This window comes from Virgibacillus xinjiangensis, assembly GCF_042643145.1.
Lineage (GTDB): Bacteria > Bacillota > Bacilli > Bacillales > Amphibacillaceae > Virgibacillus_O > Virgibacillus_O xinjiangensis.
Genome location: NZ_JBHRSA010000044.1, coordinates 37,769 through 61,480 on the forward strand (window position 1 = coordinate 37,769; position 23,712 = coordinate 61,480).

23 protein-coding genes and 2 other annotated features are annotated in these 23,712 nt (G+C 44.3%); all 23 genes read right to left on the reverse strand.

What is annotated here, in order from left to right; genetic code table 11:
- Positions 1-74: 74 nt before the first annotated feature.
- The 23 genes from rpoB to ACFOGI_RS11885 all read right to left on the reverse strand — a co-directional run bounded on the left by rpoB (position 75) and on the right by ACFOGI_RS11885 (position 23,333).
- Positions 75-3,614: a DNA-directed RNA polymerase subunit beta gene (rpoB, locus tag ACFOGI_RS11775; protein WP_390272715.1), complete on the reverse strand. Its 3,540-nt coding sequence runs from the start codon at positions 3,612-3,614 to the stop codon at positions 75-77.
- A 367-nt stretch (positions 3,615-3,981) separates the two neighbouring features.
- Complete coding sequence (locus ACFOGI_RS11780; protein ID WP_390272718.1) at positions 3,982-4,584, reverse strand: class I SAM-dependent methyltransferase; 603 nt, start codon at positions 4,582-4,584, stop codon at positions 3,982-3,984.
- Positions 4,585-4,789: 205 nt separating this feature from the next.
- Positions 4,790-5,155: a 50S ribosomal protein L7/L12 gene (rplL, locus tag ACFOGI_RS11785; protein WP_390272721.1), complete on the reverse strand. Its 366-nt coding sequence runs from the start codon at positions 5,153-5,155 to the stop codon at positions 4,790-4,792.
- Positions 5,156-5,230: 75 nt separating this feature from the next.
- Positions 5,231-5,731 carry a 50S ribosomal protein L10 gene (gene rplJ, locus ACFOGI_RS11790; RefSeq protein ID WP_390272724.1) on the reverse strand — a complete coding sequence of 167 codons (501 nt, stop codon included), beginning with the start codon at positions 5,729-5,731 and terminating at the stop codon, positions 5,231-5,233.
- Positions 5,732-5,806: 75 nt separating this feature from the next.
- Positions 5,807-5,960, reverse strand: a sequence feature (ribosomal protein L10 leader region).
- A gap of 47 nt (positions 5,961-6,007) precedes the next feature.
- A complete protein-coding gene (rplA, locus tag ACFOGI_RS11795) occupies positions 6,008-6,700 on the reverse strand; it encodes a 50S ribosomal protein L1 (RefSeq protein WP_390272726.1) in 693 nt (230 codons plus the stop codon).
- Positions 6,701-6,878: 178 nt separating this feature from the next.
- A complete protein-coding gene (gene rplK, locus ACFOGI_RS11800; protein WP_390272728.1) occupies positions 6,879-7,304 on the reverse strand; it encodes a 50S ribosomal protein L11 in 426 nt (141 codons plus the stop codon).
- Between the two features lie 163 nt (positions 7,305-7,467).
- Positions 7,468-8,004, reverse strand: a complete 537-nt coding sequence (gene nusG, locus ACFOGI_RS11805) for a transcription termination/antitermination protein NusG (RefSeq protein WP_390272730.1) — start codon at positions 8,002-8,004, stop codon at positions 7,468-7,470.
- 180 nt (positions 8,005-8,184) lie between these two features.
- The gene (gene secE, locus ACFOGI_RS11810; protein WP_390272732.1) at positions 8,185-8,358 is read right to left on the reverse strand and encodes a preprotein translocase subunit SecE; all 174 of its coding nucleotides are present in this window, start codon (positions 8,356-8,358) and stop codon (positions 8,185-8,187) included.
- A 35-nt stretch (positions 8,359-8,393) separates the two neighbouring features.
- Complete coding sequence (rpmG, locus tag ACFOGI_RS11815; RefSeq protein WP_390272734.1) at positions 8,394-8,543, reverse strand: 50S ribosomal protein L33; 150 nt, start codon at positions 8,541-8,543, stop codon at positions 8,394-8,396.
- 88 nt (positions 8,544-8,631) lie between these two features.
- Entirely contained in the window at positions 8,632-9,246 is a 615-nt protein-coding gene (gene sigH / locus ACFOGI_RS11820) for an RNA polymerase sporulation sigma factor SigH (protein WP_390272769.1), read from the reverse strand.
- A gap of 150 nt (positions 9,247-9,396) precedes the next feature.
- Positions 9,397-9,906, reverse strand: coding sequence for an NYN domain-containing protein (locus ACFOGI_RS11825; RefSeq protein ID WP_390272736.1), 510 nt, complete (start codon positions 9,904-9,906; stop codon positions 9,397-9,399).
- On the reverse strand, positions 9,906-10,658 hold the full coding sequence (rlmB, locus tag ACFOGI_RS11830; protein ID WP_390272738.1) for a 23S rRNA (guanosine(2251)-2'-O)-methyltransferase RlmB: 753 nt from the start codon (positions 10,656-10,658) through the stop codon (positions 9,906-9,908). The genes ACFOGI_RS11825 and rlmB overlap by 1 nt, the downstream gene beginning before the upstream one ends.
- Positions 10,627-11,055 (reverse strand): Mini-ribonuclease 3, encoded by a 429-nt coding sequence (locus ACFOGI_RS11835; protein ID WP_390272741.1) that lies wholly within the window; start codon positions 11,053-11,055, stop codon positions 10,627-10,629. The genes rlmB and ACFOGI_RS11835 overlap by 32 nt, the downstream gene beginning before the upstream one ends.
- Positions 11,056-11,057: 2 nt before the next feature.
- A complete protein-coding gene (cysS, locus tag ACFOGI_RS11840; RefSeq protein ID WP_390272744.1) occupies positions 11,058-12,458 on the reverse strand; it encodes a cysteine--tRNA ligase in 1,401 nt (466 codons plus the stop codon).
- On the reverse strand, positions 12,448-13,107 hold the full coding sequence (gene cysE / locus ACFOGI_RS11845; protein ID WP_390272746.1) for a serine O-acetyltransferase: 660 nt from the start codon (positions 13,105-13,107) through the stop codon (positions 12,448-12,450). Before cysE ends, cysS begins: the two co-directional genes overlap by 11 nt.
- A 210-nt stretch (positions 13,108-13,317) precedes the next feature.
- Positions 13,318-13,538 (reverse strand) — a binding site (T-box leader).
- 43 nt (positions 13,539-13,581) lie between these two features.
- Positions 13,582-15,051 carry a glutamate--tRNA ligase gene (gene gltX / locus ACFOGI_RS11850; protein WP_390272748.1) on the reverse strand — a complete coding sequence of 490 codons (1,470 nt, stop codon included), beginning with the start codon at positions 15,049-15,051 and terminating at the stop codon, positions 13,582-13,584.
- 135 nt (positions 15,052-15,186) lie between these two features.
- The gene (locus ACFOGI_RS11855; RefSeq protein WP_390272750.1) at positions 15,187-16,290 is read right to left on the reverse strand and encodes a PIN/TRAM domain-containing protein; all 1,104 of its coding nucleotides are present in this window, start codon (positions 16,288-16,290) and stop codon (positions 15,187-15,189) included.
- A gap of 104 nt (positions 16,291-16,394) precedes the next feature.
- Positions 16,395-17,768 (reverse strand): DNA repair protein RadA, encoded by a 1,374-nt coding sequence (gene radA / locus ACFOGI_RS11860; protein ID WP_390272752.1) that lies wholly within the window; start codon positions 17,766-17,768, stop codon positions 16,395-16,397.
- A gap of 181 nt (positions 17,769-17,949) precedes the next feature.
- Positions 17,950-20,379, reverse strand: a complete 2,430-nt coding sequence (gene clpC / locus ACFOGI_RS11865; protein ID WP_390272755.1) for an ATP-dependent protease ATP-binding subunit ClpC — start codon at positions 20,377-20,379, stop codon at positions 17,950-17,952.
- A gap of 17 nt (positions 20,380-20,396) precedes the next feature.
- A complete protein-coding gene (locus ACFOGI_RS11870) occupies positions 20,397-21,461 on the reverse strand; it encodes a protein arginine kinase (protein ID WP_390272757.1) in 1,065 nt (354 codons plus the stop codon).
- A complete protein-coding gene (locus tag ACFOGI_RS11875) occupies positions 21,461-22,009 on the reverse strand; it encodes a UvrB/UvrC motif-containing protein (protein WP_390272759.1) in 549 nt (182 codons plus the stop codon). Before ACFOGI_RS11875 ends, ACFOGI_RS11870 begins: the two co-directional genes overlap by 1 nt.
- A 14-nt stretch (positions 22,010-22,023) precedes the next feature.
- Positions 22,024-22,491, reverse strand: coding sequence for a CtsR family transcriptional regulator (locus tag ACFOGI_RS11880; protein WP_390272761.1), 468 nt, complete (start codon positions 22,489-22,491; stop codon positions 22,024-22,026).
- Between the two features lie 188 nt (positions 22,492-22,679).
- Entirely contained in the window at positions 22,680-23,333 is a 654-nt protein-coding gene (locus ACFOGI_RS11885) for an MgtC/SapB family protein (protein ID WP_390272772.1), read from the reverse strand.
- Between the last annotated feature and the right edge of the window lie 379 nt (positions 23,334-23,712).

The following is a 23,712-nucleotide window of genomic DNA, read 5'->3' on the forward strand; positions in this document are numbered from 1 at the left end:
TTTATCCTTTGGCTTATCTTTAATTAAGCAAAAAGCTGGCTGGGGATCCCGGAGTCCGGGATCATTTCCGCCAACTATTGATTTTCTCCGACTTCCAAGTTCAACTTGCTAGCCGCCTGTGTATCTTCTTCTTCCAGTTCACGCATATCAATTTCTTCTTCATCACTTGATAGCATTTTGACGTCCATTCCGAGACTCTGAAGTTCTTTTATCAATACTTTGAAGGATTCAGGAACCCCTGCCTCCGGAACGTTGTCGCCTTTGACAATCGATTCGTAGGTCTTCACACGACCAACGACATCATCCGACTTCACCGTTAGAATTTCTTGCAGGGTATATGCAGCACCGTAAGCCTCCAGTGCCCATACCTCCATTTCACCAAAACGCTGTCCACCGAACTGTGCTTTACCACCCAACGGCTGTTGGGTAACGAGTGAATATGGTCCAGTTGAACGTGCGTGCAATTTATCATCAACCATGTGGGCCAGTTTGATCATGTACATGACTCCGACTGATACACGGTTATCAAAAGGTTCACCACTGCGGCCATCATAAAGGATCGTTTTAGCATCCCTTGGCATACCAGCCTCTTCCAGTGTTTCCCAGACATCTTCTTCTCTCGCTCCGTCAAATACCGGGGTTGCCACATGCAGGCCTAATTCTCTAGCAGCCATTCCAAGGTGCAGCTCAAACACCTGTCCGATATTCATACGCGATGGTACACCCAGTGGGTTAAGCATGATATCGATTGGTGTCCCATCAGGAAGATAAGGCATATCTTCTTCTGGAAGGATCTTTGAAATAACACCTTTGTTACCGTGACGACCAGCCATTTTGTCACCTTCGTTTATCTTCCGCTTCTGCACAATATAAACGCGAACCAGCTGATTTACGCCCGGCGGCAGTTCATCTCCATCCTCACGATGGAAAATTTTCACGTCGAGGACAATTCCGCCAGCACCATGAGGTACTCTCAACGAAGTATCACGAACTTCTCTTGCTTTTTCGCCAAAAATAGCATGAAGGAGTCGTTCTTCCGCAGACAACTCGGTTACACCCTTAGGAGTGACCTTGCCCACCAGGATGTCTCCATCTGTCACTTCAGCACCGACACGGATGATTCCTTGCTCATCTAGATTCTTCAAGGCATCTTCCCCGACATTCGGGATGTCTCTAGTGATTTCCTCAGGTCCCAACTTCGTGTCACGAGCCTCTGATTCATATTCTTCAATATGAATGGAAGTGTAGACGTCATCTTTTACAAGTCTTTCACTCATAATGATGGCATCCTCGTAGTTATAACCTTCCCAGGTCATAAAACCGACCAAAACGTTTTTGCCTAATGCCAATTCCCCATCCTGCATGGAAGGGCCATCAGCCAGGACTTCTCCTTTAGTCACCCGGTCGCCCTCACTTACGATTGGACGTTGGTTGTAACAAGTACCTTGGTTTGAACGAATGAATTTCTGCAAGGTGTACTTGTCTGTATCTCCTTCGACTTCTTTTCCGTCCACTTCAGAAACACGGCGCACCACCACTGTCTTAGCCTCCACACTCTCCACAATACCGTCGTGGCGGCAGATAATTGCAGCACCGGAGTCCTTGCCGTTTACGTATTCCATTCCAGTACCGACTATAGGGGATTCTGGCTGCATCAAAGGCACAGCCTGCCGTTGCATGTTCGCACCCATCAATGCGCGGTTGGAGTCATCATTTTCCAAGAAAGGAATACATGCCGTAGCCGCAGAAACAACCTGCTTTGGAGATACGTCCATGTAGTCGATCTGTTCCCGTTTAACAACGGTGTTATCACCACGGAAGCGGGCGATGACCTCCTCGCTTGCAAATGTTGCATCCTCATTCAATTCGGCGTTTGCCTGTGCTACTACATAGTTATCTTCCTCATCGGCTGTCAGGTAATCAATCTGTGCGGTAACCTTTCCTGTCTCAGGGTCCACACGACGATATGGAGTTTCAATAAACCCGAACTCATTCACCTTTGCGTAACTGGACAAGGAGTTGATCAAGCCGATATTCGGCCCCTCAGGCGTCTCAATCGGGCACATACGGCCATAGTGCGAGTAGTGGACGTCACGAACTTCGAAGCCGGCACGTTCTCTTGTCAGACCACCCGGCCCCAATGCGGAAAGGCGGCGTTTATGGGTCAGTTCAGCAAGTGGATTGGTCTGATCCATAAACTGGGATAACTGCGAGCTACCAAAGAATTCTTTGATCGACGCAATTACAGGCCTGATATTGATCAGCTGTTGTGGTGTGATACTTGAGGTATCCTGAATGGACATTCTCTCTCTGACCACACGTTCCATCCGTGACAAGCCAATACGGAACTGATTCTGCAGCAGTTCTCCGACTGATCGGAGGCGCCGATTTCCAAGATGGTCGATATCATCTGTGCCGCCAACCTCATGAAGCAAGTTGAAGAAATAGCTGACAGAAGAAAGGATATCGGCCGGCGTGATATGTTTTACATCTTTCGGCACATTTGCATTGCCGATCACATTCAATTCCCTTTCGCCGTTAGGATCAGTCGGGTCAACTATCTTGATAGATTGGAGTGGGATTGTGTCCTCTAAAACTCCATCATTCGGCTCGAGCACCTTCTCGCCAAGACGAGCTTCTTCGTCCTCGAGATACGGAATGATTTTATCCAACAGTTTACGTTCCAGCTTATCCCCTTTTTGGGCAAGAACCTCTCCCGTTTCTTGATCCACGATATTTTCAGCCAACACCTGATTGAAAAGGCGGTTTTTAAGATGCAATTTCTTGTTCATCTTATAACGTCCGACACGCGCCAAGTCATATCGCTTCGGGTCGAAGAAGCGGGAAACCAGCAGACTTTTCGCATTTTCCACGGTAGGTGGTTCACCAGGACGCAAGCGTTCATAGATCTCCAAGAGAGCCTTTTCTGAAGTCTCTGTGTTATCTTTTTCTAATGTATTTTTAAGGTATTCATTCTCTCCGATCAGATCGATGATTTCCTGGTCTGTACCAAAGCCAAGTGCACGCAATAGCACGGTTATCGGCAATTTGCGTGTTCGATCAATGCGGACATGGGCAACATCTTTGGCGTCTGTCTCGAATTCCAGCCAAGCACCTCGGTTAGGGATGACTGTAGCGCCGATTCCCCGTTTCCCGTTTTTATCAATCTTCTGGTTGAAATAGACACTAGGTGAACGGACGAGCTGTGAGACGATCACTCGTTCAGCCCCATTAATCACAAATGTTCCCGTATCTGTCATCAGAGGGAAATCTCCCATAAAGACTTCCTGCTCTTTCACTTCGCCGGTTTCATTATTTATGAGACGGACCTTCACGCGAAGCGGAGCATTATAGGTGACATCCCGTGACTTTGATTCTTCCACGGAATACTTTGGTTCACCTAAGCTGTAGTCGACAAATTCAAGAGATAGATTTCCAGTGAAATCTTCAATAGGAGAAATGTCTTTGAACATTTCCCTAAGCCCTTCTTCCAAGAACCACTCATAGGAAGCGGTTTGAATCTCGATTAAATTTGGCAGTTCCAAAACTTCGCTGATACGCGCGTAGCTTCTGCGTTGGCGGTGCCGTCCATACTGAACTAGTTGACCTGTCAACTGCTTCACCCCTTAAATCAAGCATTTTGTAGAAATTTTCTACTGAAATGAATATTATATTTGAAAAACAAGCCTGAATTTGCAATCATTCAGGATCGTTTTAATACCGTCTTATACTTGCCGGATAACCGGTTTTCAAGTAAAATCATAAATCTATGAATGTGCAGCAGATTCCTCTGCCCTCCACCATTCTCGTGCGGCAGTCAATGTCATTCTTTTGACAGGGGATTCCAGTTTTACTTACTCTTAACTTTACCATCTTCCCCGTTCAACAATGGAATATACGTCATAATTCGATAAAAATATATATTGACAAAGGAATCGCCATGTTAGCATTTATCAATCATACCATCATGAGAATTTGTCGTCAAATTTTTAGGGCCTTTAATATATAGTACCCTTTGTCTTTCGCCACCACTTCAGTTTCTCCGAATAATTCTTCTAATTTATTCTTTGCTGATGGCGCACCTTGTTTCTTTTGGATGACCACCCATAATTCCCCATTGGCATACAACGCTTCCTTTGCGTCTTCAAACAATTGATGCACTACCTTTTTCCCTGCTCTGATCGGAGGGTTGGTAATCACTGCCGCAAACGAACGATTCTGCAGGCCGGAAAGCAAGTCGCTATATACAAATTCCACATTGCCAACATTGTTCTGTTTCGCGTTCTGCTCCGCTAATCCGAGTGCTCTTTGATTGATATCAGCCATGACAACTCTTCTTTCCGAGTAAGCATCTGCTATAGCAATTCCAATAGGACCGTAGCCACAGCCAAGATCCAATAGATCTCCGGAGCGTCCCGGAGCGGAAAAATTCTCTATTAATAAACGTGAACCGAAATCCACATCATTTTTGGAAAACACTCCCACATCGCTTGTGAAAGTATAAACCTTACTCCTCAATTTATATTTCCAAGTTTTGGGTGAACTTTTTGATTGGGGTTTGTTTGAAAAGTAATGCTCAGCCATATGGGCACCTACTTTTTAATTATTGGATAAGAAGATTTATATTTAATGGACCAGGGTCATCCTATTTCAGAGCTCCTAGTTTGACGCTTTACACTGGAGGGAAACCAGATAGTGGGATTGCGTCGGAGCCGGCAAAACAGATTTCGCCGATAAGATATAGAAAGCCCGCCGTAGCACGACGAGCTTACATGTAATTAATAGGTTATTACTTAACTTCGATTTCAGCGCCAGCTTCTTCAAGCTTGCCTTGAATTTCTTCAGCTTCTTCTTTAGAGATGCCTTCTTTAACTGGTTTAGGAGCGTTATCTACCAAGTCTTTAGCATCTTTCAGGCCAAGACCAGTGATTTCACGAACTGCCTTAACAACTTTGATCTTAGAAGCACCGGCACCAGTCAATACTACGTCGAATTCAGTTTGCTCTTCTGCTGCTTCTCCGCCTGCTGCTGCACCTGCTGCTGCAACTGGAGCTGCTGCAGTTACACCAAATTCTTCTTCGATTGCTTTAACTAAGTCATTCAGTTCAAGAACGGACATTTCTTTAATCGCATCAATGATTTGCTCGTTATTCATGATAAAATTCCTCCTGGTTTTATAATATATTTTTTATTGAAACGAACTGGATCGGCACAATGGCCGCTGTTCACCTTATTCCCCTTGTTCTTCTTTTTGCTCAGAAACTGCTTTGGCAGCATAAGCAAAGTTACGAACTGGAGCTTGTAGTACACTAAGAAGCATGGAGACCATACCTTCATAGTTTGGAAGTTCTGCAAGTTCTTTCAATTGATCAACTGTTGCAACCTTTCCTTCAATAACGCCACCTTTAATTTCCAATGCGTCATGATCTTTGGCGAAGTTATTCAGGATCTTAGCCGGAGCTACAACGTCGTCATTACTGAAAGCCAGAGCGTTTGGTCCTGTAAGCAGATCATTCAATTCTGTCAGTTCAGCAGACTCAACCGCACGACGGGTCATCGTATTCTTGTAGACTTTGAAGTCGATGCCTGCGTCACGAAGCTCTTTACGCAGCTGTGTTACTTCAGCAACATCAAGACCACGGTAATCCACTAGTACAGATGTTTGGCTCTTTTGAAACTTCTCTGTAATTTCTTCTACAACCTGTTTTTTCTGCTCAATTACGTTAGACATTATTCCACCTCCTGTTAGCATTCATCATACCGTTCGAGAAATCCGCATGGTGCAGGGAGCACCTTCCTGACCAATGGATATATTAGAAAAGCTCCCATGTAGACATGGGAGCTTTATATTACAAACGGAAAAATCACATAGGTGACTTTCACATCTGTATTAAAACACCTCGGCAGGATATTAAGCGTATTATCGCCCCTGCTGTCTACGGTACAACGTATTCAATTCACAACATTTTTCATTATACTGGATAGAAATCAGGATGTCAACAACCGATTAGCGGTAGTTGGATACATCGACCTTGATTCCAGGACCCATAGTAGAAGCGATAGAAACATTCTTCATGTATGTGCCTTTAGCGCTTTGCGGCTTCACTTTTACCAGTTGCTCCGCAAGAGCAGCAAAGTTGTCCACCAGTTTATCATCTTCGAATGAAAGTTTGCCGATAGGTACATGTACGTTGGCGGACTTGTCCACACGGTACTCAACCTGTCCGGCTTTAACGTCCTTAACAGCTTTTTCCACGTCGAAAGTCACTGTTCCGGTTTTAGGATTAGGCATCAGGCCTTTCGGTCCCAACACACGTCCCAGCTTACCAACTTCAGCCATCATGTCAGGAGTGGCAACAATCACATCAAATTCAAACCATCCTTGGTTGATTTTATTGATGTATTCCTCTTCTCCTACATAATCTGCTCCAGCTGCTTCAGCTTCTTTGGCTTTATCGCCTTTGGCGAATACCAATACACGCTGTGTTTTACCAGTTCCGTGCGGAAGCACCATTGCTCCACGCAATTGCTGGTCAGCTTTCTTAGGATCCACACCTAAACGGAATGCAGCTTCGACAGTTTCATCAAAATTAGCTTTGGAAGCTTCTTTTGCCAAAGCGACTGCTTCTTTTATATCATATGCTTTTGAACGATCAACAAGCTTTAGAGCTTCTTGATGTTTTTTGCCTGTTTTTGCCATATTATTCCTCCTCTATTGTGGTTATAACGGTAAGACCTCCCACTTATAAAAGCAAAACACTTTTATAAAGCTTAGAATGACAGACATTCCAAGGAGTTCCCCGAAATGCTGTCAATCTTACGAAAAAGGTTGCGGGTAATGGCATGTCACTCGCAACCTGCACCGTATTAATCAATCATTAATCTTCGATGGTGATACCCATGCTGCGGGCTGTACCTTCAACCATGCGCATAGCTGCATCTACATCAGCGGCGTTAAGGTCTTGCATTTTAGTTTCAGCGATTTCCTTAACTTGATCGCGTTGAACACTAGCAACTTTATTACGGTTAGGCTCCCCTGAAGCAGTTTCAATGCCTGCCGCTTTCTTCAACAGAACAGCAGCCGGTGGAGTTTTAGTAATAAATGTAAATGAACGGTCTTCAAACACCGTAATTTCAACAGGAATAATCATACCCGCCTGGTCTTGCGTGCGTGCGTTGAATTCCTTACAGAATCCCATGATGTTAACACCCGCTTGACCCAATGCCGGTCCTACTGGCGGTGCCGGGTTTGCTTTTCCAGCTGGAATTTGCAGTTTTACTAGCTTGATTACTTTTTTAGCCACGAGACACACCTCCTTAAAGTCCGTGATGTGGTAATAGGGTCCTGTCTGGTACCCTCCCACTCCTATTTGCCATATTCAATGCCAAGCATGAATAACAAAAGAATTTTAGCATGTTTCAGGAAATATTGCAAGTCCCCCGCTGAATTTTCTTGCTTACTTATAATCAGCCGAGCTTTTCAATTTGATTGAAGTCTAACTCCACTGGGGTTTCTCTCCCGAACATATTTACATGTACTTTGATTTTCTGCTTATCCAGATCGATATGTTCGATGGTACCTGTAAAGTCTGTAAACGGCCCATCTGTGACACGGACATGCTCTTTCAAGTCAAAGTCCAGCTGCACCGGCGCTTCATCAACTCCCATACGTTTCAGAACGGCTTCTGCTTCCCCGGGGAGTAGTGGAGTCGGCTTTGCCCCGCCTCCACTGGAGCCGATGAATCCAGTGACACCTGGCGTGTTTCTCACGACATACCAGGAATCGTCTGTCATAATCATTTCTGTCAGCACATAGCCAGGGAAAGACTTCTTCTTAACGACCTTCCGCTTCCCGTCTTTTATTTCCGTTTCTTCATCTTCCGGGACGATCACACGAAAGATTTTATCTTCCATGCCCATTGTCTCCACTCGTTTTTCCAAGTTCATTTTCACTTTGTTTTCATACCCGGAATACGTATGAATAACATACCAGTTTTTCTCCATTTAATCAGGGCGGCTTTCGCCCTTCCCTCCCTTAACTTTTTTGGCGGACATCTATTCTCAAGCAAAGGCGATTCTGTACCGCACCTTGCTAATTGCTAATTTGAGGCAATTTAAAAAACCCGTCCAGCCGGGTTTTTTTAAAGGAATATTTATTTTCATTATAGCATAATTTTCTAGTATTTATTCAAAGAAGGCGTTCAAAGCCTGAGAAATTCCAAAATCGACAATTGCAAAGAAAACCGCTACAAATGCCACCGTGGATATAACCGTAATCGTGTATGCAGTCAATTCTTTTCCTTTCGGCCAACTTACCTTCTTCATCTCTCTGGAGACATTCTTCAAAAACGAGAACATGTCTGTACCCCCTAAACTCTGCCTTAACCGGGCGTTCACTTCGTCTCTTGGTGCATCGTATGCTTACCACATATTTTACAGTATTTTTTTACTTCTAGCCGTGTGCCCTGCGCAGATACATTTTTATTTGTCGAATAATTTCTGTTAGAACAATTTGCACACGCTAGAACTATTTTCTTACTCATTATACCACCCCGTTTCAGGGCCTTTTTTACACACTTTCTAATGTAGCATGGGGCAGCACCTCTGTCAATCAGCCCATGATAGCAGCAGTCAGTATTTGACTTTTTCCGTTTCTATCAGTTGCTCCAATTTTCGCTTCACCCGTTGCAAGGCATTATCGATGGATTTGACATGTCTGTCGAGAACCACCGAAATCTCCTGATAGGTTTGGCCATCTAAATAGAGATGAAGCACTTGCTTTTCCAGACCACTTAACAGTTCGGATAACCTGCTTTCCATATCTCCATACTTTTCTCTGTTTATCAGCAGTTCCTGCGGGTCTATTGTTTTAGAACCGGCAATCACATCGAGCAATGTTCTGTCGGTTTCCTCATCGTACATAGGCTTGTCCAGCGAAACATAGGAGTTAAGGGGAATATGCTTCTGCCTTGTAGCTGTTTTGATCGCAGTGATAATCTGCCTTGTCACACACAACTCAGCAAAGGCCTTGAATGATGACTGCTTCTCTTTATCATAATCCCGGATAGCCTTATAGAGGCCAATCATCCCCTCTTGAATGATATCCTCTTTATCTGCTCCTACAAGGAAATAGGTACGCGCTTTGGCCCATACAAAATTTTTGTATTTATTTATGAGAAAATCCAATGCATTGCTATCCTCTTGATGAATTAAACGAAGGATTTCATCATCATCAAGCATACTCAAGTTATAATCATCTGCCGCTAACTGCTTGACACTCACCACATAGCCCCCCCTGGACACGTACAGTCAATTTAGAATTATTATACAGTAAGCGTTTTACTAGAGTCAATGCCAAAAAGGGGATAATATGCGGCATAACAGTACTTGCATCGCCTATGCATCCCCTCTTCTCCACTTTTCAAATTTTTTCAACACTTCGTCACTCAAAGCTATTTTTGTCTGTGGCCTTGTTTTTTGATGTGTTTTGATGTTCTCCTCTATTTCCCTCTCAATATTACCTAATTCGATCAGTAATTCCCTGGCAGATTTACGGAGGGCTCCCCGGCTGAAAATGGTGCGCTGTTCTGTATAATCATTAGTTACTACATACACTTGGTTCTGTACGTTCTTGAGATCCTTTACGAGCTTTTCAATACATTCATCAGCCGTTTCCTTTTCTTTGGTGAATATAACCTCTACTTTATATGCCTCCAATTTGGAAGCCGTACCTCTCACATAATAAGCGTCAAATACAATAATGACCCTCATTCCAGTATAAGCCTGATATTCAGCCATTAAATCAATCAGCCGGTCGCGCGCTTGGGACATATCCTTTTCTTTAAGCCTCTGCAATTCCCCCCATGCACCTATGACGTTATAACCGTCAACCACCAGTATATTCATTACTCTTCACCAAGCGGCAACCTTTTACGGTACACCTCATATAGTAGCAGGCTGCAAGCAACAGAAGCATTAAGAGATGAAACCTTCCCTCTCATTGGAAGGCTGACCGTCCAGTCGCATTTCTTCTGCACTAGTCTGCTCATGCCCTTTCCTTCATTCCCAATGACGAGTGCAAGGGGGAGAGTTCCTTCTAACCGCCGATAATCCTCCGTAGCATTTGCTTCTGTACCGACTACCCAAACATTTCGCTCTTTCAATTCATCTATCGTATTTGCGATATTAGTAACACGGGCTACAGGTATATGCTCCATAGCTCCTGCTGCTGTCTTTGCCACCGTAGCAGTCAAACCCACGGACCTCCGCTTTGGAATGATGACACCATGCACTCCTGCTGCGTCTGCTGTACGAAGAATCGACCCTAGATTATGAGGGTCTTCCAGCTCGTCCAGGATAATAAAAAAGGGATCTTCCTTTTTTTCTTCCGCCCGCTTGAATAGGTCTTCCAGGGAAGCATACTGGTAGGATGCCACATATGCTATAACACCTTGATGATTTCCAGATGCTGCCTGATCCAGCTTATTTTTGGGTACTTTCTGTACGATAGTTCCCGCTTCTTTGCTTTCGTGGATGATTTTGCCCTGTACTTTAGGGTTCAGCTGTTCGGAAACCAGGACTTTGTTAACGGACCTACCTGATTTCAATGCTTCCAGCACAGGGTTTTTACCGATGATCATCTCCTGCTGTTGTTCCATCCCGATTGCTCCTTTCAGTTATATTCACTGCTTGGGCCAGCAGTTGCTCCAAACGATCATGGTTACCGGAAAGATAATGATAACCAATTAGTGCTTCGAAGGCAGTACTGTAGCGATAAGTCTGTACACTTGTATTTTTTGGGGTTGAACCGGATTTGGCATTCCTGCCACGCGCTACGATACGCTCCTCCTCTTCTTGGAGGGCATCGGTGTCCAACCAATACAGAACTACGGCTGCCTGGGCTTTCCCCGATACAAAACCAACTGCTTTTTGATGCAATTGGTTAGGTTTTACCTGGCCGGATTTCAATAAATATTCGCGTACATACATTTCAAACACAGCATCCCCCATATAGGCGAGGGCCAAACTTTTCATCTGCTTCACATCTTGATCCATGGTTATCCTCTCTTCCAGCGCACTCCTTGAGGGGTGTCCTCCAGAATGATGTTTCTCTCTTTCAGCAGATCCCTTATTTCATCTGCCCGAGCAAAGTTGCGTTTTTTCCTAGCCTCTGAGCGCTCTTCAATTAATGCCTCTACCTCTTCATCAAGCAGGTCCTCTTCCTGTTCCAAGGTAATCCCTAAAACTTGTGAAAACGACTCAGCCGCTTCCATGAATGCCTCAATCACTGGAACCGATGTCTGATTGGATTCAAGGTATACGTTTGCCTCCTTAGTAAGGTCGAACAGTACAGAAATCGCGTTGGCTGTGTTAAAGTCATCATTCATTTCAGCCTCGAATTGCTGCTTCAGCCCTGCAACCTTATCCAGCCACTTCTGCTCGTCGTCAGTTAGATTCATACTAGACTGCTTACGATGCTCTAAATTAAGATAAGCGGTTCTGATTCGATCAAGACTATTTTCTGAACTCTCCAGCAGTTCCTCTGTAAAGTTGATCGGGTTTCGGTAATGGACACTCAGCATAAAGAAGCGGACTACTTGAGGGTCATGTTTCGAGATCAAGTCTCTCGTAAGCACAAAGTTGCCAAGCGACTTCGACATCTTTTCATTATCTATATTAATATACCCATTGTGCATCCAATATTTCGCGAAGGATTTTCCGTTCCCTGCTTCAGATTGGGCTATCTCATTTTCATGGTGCGGGAAAGCCAAATCTTGCCCCCCGGCATGAATGTCAATTGTCTCTCCAAGGTATTTCTTCGCCATGGCAGAGCATTCGATATGCCAGCCAGGACGTCCTTGCCCCCATGGTGATGCCCAAGCGATTTCGCCATCTTTTGCCTTTTTCCACAAAGCAAAGTCCAATGGATCTTCTTTCTTCTCCCCGACCTTTATCCTGGCACCGGAACGCAGTTCGTCAATTGACTGGTGAGATAGCTTTCCGTATTCTTTAAACGCACGGGGCTTAAAATAGACATCTCCATCTGCTTCATAAGCAAAACCTTTGTCAATCAGGCCTGCAATGAAAGCAATAATTTCATCCATTGTCTCCATTACTCTTGGGTTATAAGTGGCCTTCTTGACTCCTAATGCTCCGACATCTTCCAGATAGGCATCAATATAGCGGTCGGCAACAGTCTGGACTCCTTCGCCGAGCTCATTTGCCCTTTTAATGATTTTGTCATCCACATCCGTGAAGTTCAGGACATAATCCACTTCATAACCTTTATATTCCAAGTATCTCCTTACCGTATCGAATACAATAGCCGGGCGGGCATTCCCAATATGAATATAATTGTACACGGTAGGACCACATACATACATCCGCACTCTGCCCTCTTCGATCGGTTGAAACTCCTCTTTCTGACGCGTTAATGTATTATATACTTTAATCGACATACTGTTTACCCTCTTTCATTCTGGCAATTTCCGCTCTCAATTCGTCTATTTCCCTTTGTAAATGAGCACATCTGTCTGCAACTGGATCAGGAATTTTGTGGTGGTCGAGATCTCTTCGCACCTTTTCACCATTCTGTTTGACCACCCGGCCTGGAATGCCTACTACCGTTGCATGGTCCGGGACGTCCTTCAGCACCACGGAACCACCGCCTACTTTTGCATTCTCTCCGATGGTGATTGAACCTAGCACCTTGGCGCCAGTTGCAATAAGGGCATAATCTTTTACTGTCGGATGACGCTTGCCTTTTTCTTTTCCCGTGCCACCCAAGGTAACACCTTGAAACACAGTAACATTATCGCCAATCTCGCATGTCTCCCCTATAACGACTCCCATCCCATGATCAATAAAAAACCGCCGGCCGATTTTTGCTCCTGGATGTATCTCTATCCCTGTGATGAAACGGCTGATTTGTGAAATGAGACGGGCGAGGAAAAACATCTTTCTTTTGTAGAAAGCATGGGCAATGCGGTGTCCCCATACAGCATGAAGTCCCGAGTAGGTAAGCATTACTTCAATATAGGACCTTGCAGCAGGATCCTGTTCAAAGACTACATCCATATCTTCTCTCATCCGTTTGAAAAAACCCATCGTTTCTCCTCCTTATTCCCTTTTGCCAGTAACTTTGCCGCTTGTACCTTTCCCGCTTTCATGTAAAGCGGCAGGTGGGCAGTCTGACTGTATATTTTACCTTTAGAACCTTGCCATTCCCAAACTCATGGTGGATTCATTCATGGACTATCTTGAGCTCTCGAGCTTAATGGAACGAATAAAAAGCGCCTCTGTGTAGATTAATGACTACACAGAGACGCTTTGGCGCGGTTCCACTCTGCTTGAAGAAGAGGTCACTCTCCTCCCGGCTCAATGCTCTCATAACGGGAGAGTTCCGCCGCCATGTACTAGGCTTTCCATGCCGGACTCCAAGGGGCACTTCGAAAACAATGCTTAAAACCACTCGCAGCAAATGTGGTTCTCTCTGAGTAAGTCGGTTGTTTCCTACTTTTCCTTGTCAACGTTCCACTATTTATAATTACTATATTACATTTCGGGCGTATTGTGAACCCTTTAAGCTCCCAGCTGCTTCAGTACCTTATCGAGACGGCGTACAATGGCTTCCCTGCCCATCAATTCAATGGCGGTTGGAAGCTCAGGCCCATGTGTCTGACCGGTCGTGGCAACACGGATAGGCATGAAAAGCTTTTTCCCCCGATGTCCTGTCTCTTTTTGGGTCGCCTTGATTTGCGCCTTGATGGAATCTTTTTCGAATTCGTCCAAGTGGATTAGTTTATCGGCAAACACCTGTAATACTTCAGGTACTTGCTCTTGTTGCAATACATCCATTGCTCCTTCGTCAAAAGATAACTCCTCCTGGAAGAACAGCTCTGTCAGTTCTACAATTTCCGCTCCATATCTAAGCTGTTCACGATACAGTGAGATAACCTTTTCAGCCCAATCACGTGTTTTTTCATCCATATCAGCAGATACCCTACCCGCCTCAACCAAATGAGGCATAGCCAAATCAATCACACGATCAAGGTCTGCTGCTTTGATATATTCATTGTTCATCCACTTTAATTTATGTCGATCAAAAATAGCCGCTGAAGTGGAGAGCCTGTCCGGGTCAAAGATATCAATCAATGTTTCTTTATCAAATATCTCTTCCTCCCCAACAGGAGACCAGCCTAGCAAAGTGATGAAATTGAAGAGAGCTTCTGGCAGATAGCCAAGTCTATCGTACTGTTCGATAAACTGAAGGATATGTTCATCACGTTTGCTCAGCTTCTTCCTTTCTTCATTGAGGATGAGGGTCATATGTCCGAATTGTGGAGCTTCCCACCCAAAGGCCTCATAGACCATCATCTGTTTTGGTGTATTGGAGATATGCTCTTCTCCTCGCAATACATGAGAGATCTTCATTAAGTGATCATCTATTGCTACCGCAAAGTTATAGGTAGGAATTCCATTTTTCTTCACAATTACCCAGTCGCCGAAATCACTGGATTCAAAAGTGATATTGCCACGGACAAGGTCATGGAAAGTATAACTGTGGTTTTCCGGCACACGCAACCTTATACTTGGCTGACGCCCTTCCTGTTCAAAACGGGTGATTTCTTCCTCTGACAGGTCACGGTGGGCTCCAGAGTACTTAGGAACTTCGCCCTTTTGACGCTGCTCCTCCCGCTCTGCCTCAAGCTCTTCTTCCGTCATATAACACTTGTAAGCCAGTCCCCTGTCCAAGAGCTCATCTACATATTTATTATAGATTTCAAGGCGCTCTGTCTGACGGTATGGTCCGTAGTCTCCGCCGATATCGGCTCCTTCGTCCCAATCGACCCCAAGCCAGTTCAGGTATTTCAGCTGGCTTTGTTCTCCACCTTCCACATTTCGTTTGTCATCGGTATCCTCAATGCGGATGATGAACTTCCCATCGAAGTGTTTAGCGTATAAGTAATTGAATAATGCCGTACGTGCGTTTCCGATATGCAGATTACCGGTAGGGCTCGGTGCATAGCGAACACGAACTTCCTTTGTCATGATGTGACCCCTTTCTTTTATAAAAACAGTTGAATAGAAATGGTAAATGTTTTTATATAAATGCTAAGAAAAGTGATAACAATCCTATGTTATCACTTTTATAAATTACTATATCCTCTATAAGTTATACCTCTTTTACTGAGCTTTTTCAAGTAATTTTGGTTTGGCAAAAATCATTCGGCCAGCTGAGGTCTGCAACACACTCGTAATCAGAACTTCAATCGTCTTGCCGATATAATTTCTTCCCTCTTCTACTACAATCATTGTCCCATCATCAAGATAAGCAACACCCTGGTTATGTTCCTTCCCATCTTTAATCACTTGGACCACCAGTTCTTCTCCAGGTAATACCACTGGTTTTACTGCATTGGCAAGATCATTGATATTCAACACAGGCACACCTTGGAGATCACATACCTTATTTAAATTAAAGTCATTGGTAACGACCACACCATCATTCACCTTGGCCAATTTAATCAGTTTACTGTCCACTTCCGTAATTTCTTCAAAGTCTCCATCATAAATCTCTACATCAACCGGCAGCTCTTTCTGCATTCTATTCAGAACATCGAGCCCTCGTCGACCCCGATTACGTTTCAATGTATCAGAAGAATCGGCGATATGCTGGAGTTCCCCCAATACAAATTGGGGTATAACAATCGTCCCTTCAAGAAAATGAGTCTGGCATATGTCCGCGATCCGCCCGTCAATAATAACACTTGTATCCAATATCTTTGGCTTCGGCTTGCCATCCGATTGACTAGTATCTGCGTTCTCAGCAGGCTTGCGCTTCTCTCTATCTTTGCGATTCTTATTCAAGAGATTGACAAATTCATCCCTCCTGCGAAAGCCAACACGAAAGCCGAAGTAACCAAGCAGCATCATGATGAAGAAAGGAAGCACCTGGGAAATGATTTCAATATTAATATCCTGGAGCGGCATATTGACAAAATAAGCGATAACCAAGCCAACAATTAGACCAACACTTCCAAAAAATAAATCAACGGCTGGCAACTTGATCAACGTATCCTCGACCCATTTCAAAAAACCTACGATATAATCTGCAAGCCAGTACGAAAGAAGAAAGAATATAATTGCTCCGACGACCATACCTAGATAGGGGGATGCAATCCAGCCTGCTTCTGTAAAATCAAACAGATAAATAATATACGGTATATACAAAAACCCAATGGTACCACCTAAAACAACAAAAAATAAATGAACAATCCATTTTAGCACCACCGTCACCTCCTAACCTTATTATTACCTTTTCAAACTAAAAATAACCCTTCCAAAACAAAAAGCCTTCATCCTACCTTATACTGTTTGCGGAGTATGGCTGCTTACCGGGAGACACCCAAATCCAGGGCTTCCTGAACTGTATTGACTCCTACCACTTCTATCCCCTCTGGGACATTCCACCCTTCCAGGTTCTTTGCCGGACAGAAGACACGTTTAAATCCTAGCTTTGCCGCCTCCTGTACTCTTTGCTCCACCCGCGAGATACGCCTAATTTCTCCTGTCAGTCCAACTTCCCCAATGAAAATATCATCCGGTTTGGTCGGCTGGTCGCGAAAACTGGAGGCAATACTTACAGCGACAGCCAAGTCAATTGCAGGTTCATCGAGCTTTACACCGCCCGCAACTTTTATATAGGCATCCTGGTTCTGCAGCATCAGTCCGACTCTTTTTTCCAAAACTGCCATCAATAGAGGAACACGGTTATTGTCTATACCGGTAGCCATTCTGCGTGGGTTTCCGAAGCTAGTTGGAGAGATCAATGCCTGTATTTCTACCAGTACAGGTCTGGTGCCTTCCATTGAGGCAACCACTGTGGAACCGGCAGCTCCTTCCGCCCGTTCTTCCAGAAATATTTCAGAAGGATTCATCACTTCTCGAAGACCCTCTTCCTTCATTTCGAAGATCCCCATTTCATGGGTGCTTCCAAAGCGGTTTTTTACTCCTCGTAAAATCCGATACGTATGATGCCGTTCCCCCTCAAAGTAAAGCACCGCATCCACCATATGCTCCAAGAGTCTAGGGCCTGCTATAGCGCCTTCTTTCGTTACATGTCCGACAATAAATATGGGAACCCCGCTTGTCTTGGCAATTTTCATCAGTTCACTTGTCGTTTCTCGAACTTGAGACACACTGCCCGGAGCGCTGGAAACTTCCTCCCTGAATATTGTCTGTATGGAATCGATGACAACCAAGGAGGGTTTTATTTCCTCAATCTGCCTTGATATATCATATAAGTTCGTCTCCGAGAGAACATACAGCAAATCTGCTTTTACGCCTAGGCGGTCAGCTCGAAGCTTTGTCTGCCTCGTAGATTCCTCACCGGATATGTAAAGAACAGGCAGCCCTTTCCCAGCCAGTTGGGAGGAGATCTGTAATAGTAATGTAGATTTCCCTATCCCTGGGTCACCACCAATCAAAACAAGAGACCCTGGTACAATTCCCCCGCCAAGTACGCGGTTCAGCTCTTTCATATTGGTCGTCATTCTAGGTTCTTCGCGAGATTCTATTGATGTTATGCTTTCAGGTTTGGCAGAAGTAGACCTGATTCCACCGGAATAGCGCTGCTGGTTGGCAGCTGCCGCTTCCATTTCCTCCGCCATTGTATTCCACTGGTTACAGCCGGGACATTTGCCCATCCACTTTGCGGACTCATAGCCGCATTCCTGACATACATATTTTGTTTTCCTTTTTGCCAAAGAACTCTATCCTTTCTTACTAACTATAGTATAAAACAAATTCGCATCCTTACAGGTTACAGCTTCCTATCAATTTATGAGGTTTTTCCCACAAGCATGCCACATTTTCCTATATTTTTACGTAAAACCCTATTTAGGGGAAAAGCCAGAAGACAATGCTTCCGGCTTTTCCTGATGTCATCTATGGGAGGAGGATGAAGTCTCCTTTGTTATTGAGTCCAACTTTCACTTTCTCACCTTTGCTGATGTTTTCCTTGAGAAGTTCTTCTGATAACAGGTCTTCAATATTCTTTTGAATGGACCTGCGCAATGGTCGAGCCCCGTACTCTGGATCGAAACCTTCATTTGCAATTTTTTCAATTGCCTTATCGGTTAGAGAAAATTCAATTTCTTGCTCCTTGAGGCGATTGCGCAGCTGCTCTACCATCAAGGTGACAATATCTTTCATATGCTTTTTCTCTAATGAATGGAAGACAATGGTTTCATCAATCCGGTTGAGGAACTCCGGACGAAATGCTTTCTTCATCTCATCCATCACTTTAGACTTCATATCTTTATAATCCTGATTCTCATCCTGCAAGTTGAAGCCTACATGCTTATTACGGCGCAATTCACTTGCCCCTACGTTGGAAGTCATGATCAGTACGGTATTGCGGAAATCTACCAACCGGCCTTTTGAATCAGTGAGACGTCCATCTTCCAGTACCTGCAACAGTATATTGAACACTTCAGGATGGGCTTTTTCAATTTCATCAAGCAGGACAACAGAATATGGTTTTGTCCTCACCTTTTCCGTCAGTTGGCCTCCTTCGTCATAGCCCACATACCCCGGTGGCGAACCTACCAGGCGGGACGTCGAATGCTTTTCCATATACTCAGACATGTCAATTCGGATCATGGCGTCTTCCTCACCAAACATACTCTCTGCTAAAGCACGGGCAAGTTCTGTCTTACCTACGCCGGTAGGGCCCAGAAAGATAAATGAACCGATCGGACGTTTCGGGTCTTTCAAGCCAGCACGAGCACGGCGTATGGCTTTTGAAATTGCATTCACTGCTTCTTCTTGGCCTATCACACGACTGTGCAAGGTATCTTCCATATGAAGCAGGCGCTCACTTTCATCCTTGGTCAGACGAGAAACCGGTACACCTGTCCAAATGGACACGACACTGGCTATATCTTCTACGGTTACTTCAGAAGCTATCTGCCCCTGTTTTTCTTTCCATTGTTTCTTTGTTTCCTCCAACTCTTCACGAAGCCGTTGTTCGGAATCCCTGAGAGAAGCGGCTTTTTCAAACTCCTGACTTTGTACGGCTGCATCCTTTTCCTTCCGTACTTCTTCCAGCTTCTGTTCCAATTCTTTCAGATTAGGTGGAACAGTATAGGAGCGGAGGCGCACTTTCGATCCTGCCTCATCAATCAAGTCAATTGCTTTATCTGGCAGGAACCTGTCCGTAATATAGCGGTTGGAAAGGTGTGCCGCAGCCTCAATTGCTTCATCTGTAACAGTTACACGGTGGTGGGCTTCATATCGGTCTCTCAGCCCATTTAAAATCTGTATGGTTTCCTCCAAGGTAGGTTCATCCACTTGGATTGGCTGGAACCTCCGTTCGAGGGCCGCATCTTTTTCAATGTACTTGCGGTATTCATCCAAAGTTGTTGCCCCGATGCATTGTAATTCACCCCTGGCAAGAGAAGGTTTGAGGATGTTGGACGCATCGATGGCACCTTCAGCACCTCCGGCTCCAATCAGGGTATGGAGTTCATCAATGAATAAGATGATATTGCCTGCTTGGCGGATTTCCTCCATGACCTTCTTCAGGCGATCCTCAAATTCACCACGGTATTTCGTGCCCGCTACTACTGTTCCCATATCAAGTGTCATGACACGTTTATCACGCAGAATTTCCGGCACTTCATTATCGACAATCTGCTGTGCAAGGCCTTCTGCTACAGCTGTTTTACCGACACCAGGTTCGCCTACAAGGACCGGATTGTTTTTAGTTCGGCGGCTTAACACCTGAATAACACGTTCAATTTCCTTCGTCCTACCGATGACCGGGTCGATTTTTCCTTCTTTCGCGATGACAGTCAAGTCCCTCGCCAAAGAATCAAGAGTAGGAGTGCTTGCATTGGACTGCTGTCCGTTCCTTCCCTGTCGACCGCTTTGTGACTCATTGCTTCCTAAGAGCTGGAGTACCTGCTGCCTTGCTTTGTTCAAGCTGACACCCAAGTTGTTCAGTACCCGGGCAGCAACGCCTTCACCTTCACGAATGAGCCCAAGGAGGATATGTTCGGTTCCTACGTAGGAGTGCCCCAGCTTCCTTGCCTCATCTTGTGACAGTTCCACCACTTTTTTTGCCCTTGGTGTATAGTGGATCGATTGCATCGGTTGTTTACCGACACCAATCAATTCTTCTACCTGCTCCTGGATATTGGACACTTCCACACCCAAGGATTGCAAAGCTTTTGCCGCAATGCCTTCCCCTTCACGGACTAGGCCTAAGAGAATATGTTCGGTTCCTATGTTGTTATGACCTAACCTTACTGCTTCCTCTTGTGATAGAGCTAATACCTTTTGTGCCCTTTCCGTAAATCGTCCAAACATCATATAAAATTTCCTCCCATCTACTTTTCTAATTGCAGTCTTTCACGGATCAACGAAGCTCTCAGCACATCGCGTTCACTGGCAGAAAGTTTCCGTTCTGCATACTGCTGCAGGAAACCAGGCTGGGTAAGGATGACCAGTTCATTCAGTATATTTCTGGACACGTTGTTTATAAGACCTAAATCAATTCCCAGCCGTACATTTGATAAGCGGTTGGCTGCTTCTTTGGATTCCATGATTCTGCTATATTCAAGGACCCCATATGAACGGAAGATGCGATCTTCCAACTCGGTGCTGGACTGCTCCATCAATCTGGAGCGGGCATTCCTTTCATGTGTTATCAATTGTTTCACAACACTCTGTAAATCTCCAACAATATCTTCCTCTGTTTTGCCCAATGTAATTTGATTAGAAATCTGGAAAAGGTTTCCTAATGCTTCACTGCCCTCTCCGTAAATCCCCCGGACCACCAGTCCAAGTTGATTGATTGCAGGAGTCATGCGATTCAGCTGCTTAGTAATGGCCAAAGCAGGAAGGTGCATCATCACCGAAGCCCTCATCCCTGTACCTACATTGGTGGGACAGCTGGTCAGATATCCCCTTGTTTCATCATAGGCGTAATCAATCTTCTCTTCTAGCCAATCATCCAGAGAAAATGCTTTTTCCAAGGCTTCAGGCAACTGAAACCCAGGGAAATAAACCTGGAGGCGAATATGGTCTTCTTCATTTACCATCAAGGAAACCTGTTCATTTTCAGAAATGAGTGCAGCAGCTTCTTGAGTATTTTCGACCAAATGAGGACTGACCAAATGCTTTTCAACCAACACCCTCTTTTGGATGGAGCTTAAGTCTTCCATAGAAATAAACGAAAAGTTTTCGTAATCCTCAAAAGACTGCTCATCATACTCCTCCCTGAAGAACTCATGGATTTCCTCCAGCTTTTTTTGATCGGCCAGGATTGGATAGGCTGCATTCGAAAAGTTTCTTGCCAACCGAATACGACTGCTTAATACAATGTCACTGTCAGGCCCACTTTCCCTCATCCATGGGCTTATTGCTTGTTTCATGAAATCCTCCAGTGCCATCAGTTGCCCTCACCTGCTTCCCTGTCATCCTTGTCACTTTGTAGAGCCCTGATTTGGTCCCTGACTTTCGCTGCTTCTTCAAAAGCTTCTTCCTCTATCAGGTGTTTCAATTGTTCTCTATAATTTTCCAGCTGCTTCTTCTTATTCAAATCACCGCCCTGGCGCTTTGGTATCTTTCCGGAATGTTGGGTGTTGCCGGAATGTACCCGCCTGAATATCGGGTCAAGTCTGGAAGAAAATGTTTTATAACAAGAAGCACAACCAAACTTGCCAACACGTTGAAACTCTGAAAAAGTCATCCCGCATCCAGGACATTGAAATTCCTGTGATTGCTGATAAGGCTGGCCTTTTTGTGCTCCTAAAACACCGGGGTCGAAATTAAACAACCCGGAAAGAAGGTTTTGAAGGGAATATCCTTCCTCTGAAGAATTCATATAGCCCATTTCCTTCGCACAGACACCACATACATGCACAGTGGTCTTGCTTCCATTGATTACCTTTGTGAGATGAAGGGTGGCAGGCCGTTTATGACATTCTTGACATTCCATGCTTTTTAGCCTCCTTACTTATTCAGGTATTTTAAAGTGGAGAGCATTGAAGTTAGAACACGCGCTCGTATTTCGTCGCGCATAGGTAGTTGGAAAGCTAATGTAGTACGGTCCACTGCGCTCATAATCAGTTTTGCTTCCCGCTCCGTCACCAGCTTTTCCTCCATCAGCCGATCCATTATGTCAGCTGCAGCCTGCTGGGTAACAGACGGGTTGATCATTTCAATAACCTCATCGATAAGTTCCGATTTATCTTGATGAATGACACGCATGATTCGGATATAACCGCCACCGCCACGTTTACTCTCTACTATATACCCTTTTTCCACTGTAAAACGCGTCTTAATCACATAATTAATTTGCGAGGGGACACACTGGAATTGATCCGCAATCTCGCTGCGCTTGATCTCGATGACATTTTGCCCTTCTGTCTGTAATATTTTTTTGAGATACTGTTCAATCACATCAGAAATATTACTCACCGGCGCCCCACCTCCTTGCTGTCTTTTTGACTTTGACTATCTTTGACTATACTCTTATTATACGGTAAAAAAAACATCTTGCAAATACTATGTATTCTGTTTAAGTATAGTCTAGACAAAAAGTAGATAGAAAAAACCTTACAACAATGATTTGTGTAAGGTCTTAGGAGGTGATGCGTCCATTATGTCTACTTAAGTTCAGAAATATTTCTAACTTCATTTACTTGTGATACCTCTTCAAAGAGGGCAATTCTCTCCATATCTTTCATACGATCTGTCTTGATGAATATCTTTCTAAGATTATGCTCCGCTTTAATAATTTCCACGTTTTGGATGTTCAGCTTATAGTTCTCCAATATAGTGATCACATCGCTGATTTCCAAGTCAGATAAAGCTACTATCTCTACTATATTTGTGGAATGCCCTTTTGTGAACATTCTTTCCAAATTATTTAGAAAGACAAGGCTGATAAGAATAATTAACGTTGTAAATAAAGCTGGACCATACATACCTGCCCCTACCACTAGTCCTATTCCAGCGACTGCCCAAATAGAAGCAGCTGTAGTTAATCCACGGATGGTACCGCCATATACAATAATTGTCCCTGCCCCAAGAAAGCCAATTCCACTGATTACATAAGAAGGTATTCTTGCCGGGTCAAATCGTACATTATCATACTGCCGCATAAATTCTTCAAATCCAAAAACAGATAACAACATCATCAGACAGGCGCCTACTCCTACAAGTATATGGGTACGGAAACCGGCAGAATGGTTATTCAATTCTCTTTCAAAACCGATGATTCCTGACAATACCAAGGCTATCAGCAATCGAATGACCATGATGTCTAAATCCTCTTGGAATATTTCATTCATTATAGTTTCCAATCTCCGCACCACCTTTTTTACTATTATATGAATTATAAAACAGTATTTTCATTTATACCAATATATGCACTCCATCAAAAAGTAGGCTGATTTCTCATAATGTCTAAGAAATTGTGGAACAACAGCATGCTTCAAAACTGAAACGTATACTGACTCACTTGTCAGCAATGGACTAGTATTCGGATGCAAATATCCTTCTATCTTAGGAAATATTAACACCTAAAATAAAAAGCTAAGATACTTTAGTATCTTAGCTTTTTAACTCTATGCCTGGCAGCGTCCTACTCTCGCAGGGACAAAGTCCCAACTACCATCGGCGCTGGAGAGCTTAACT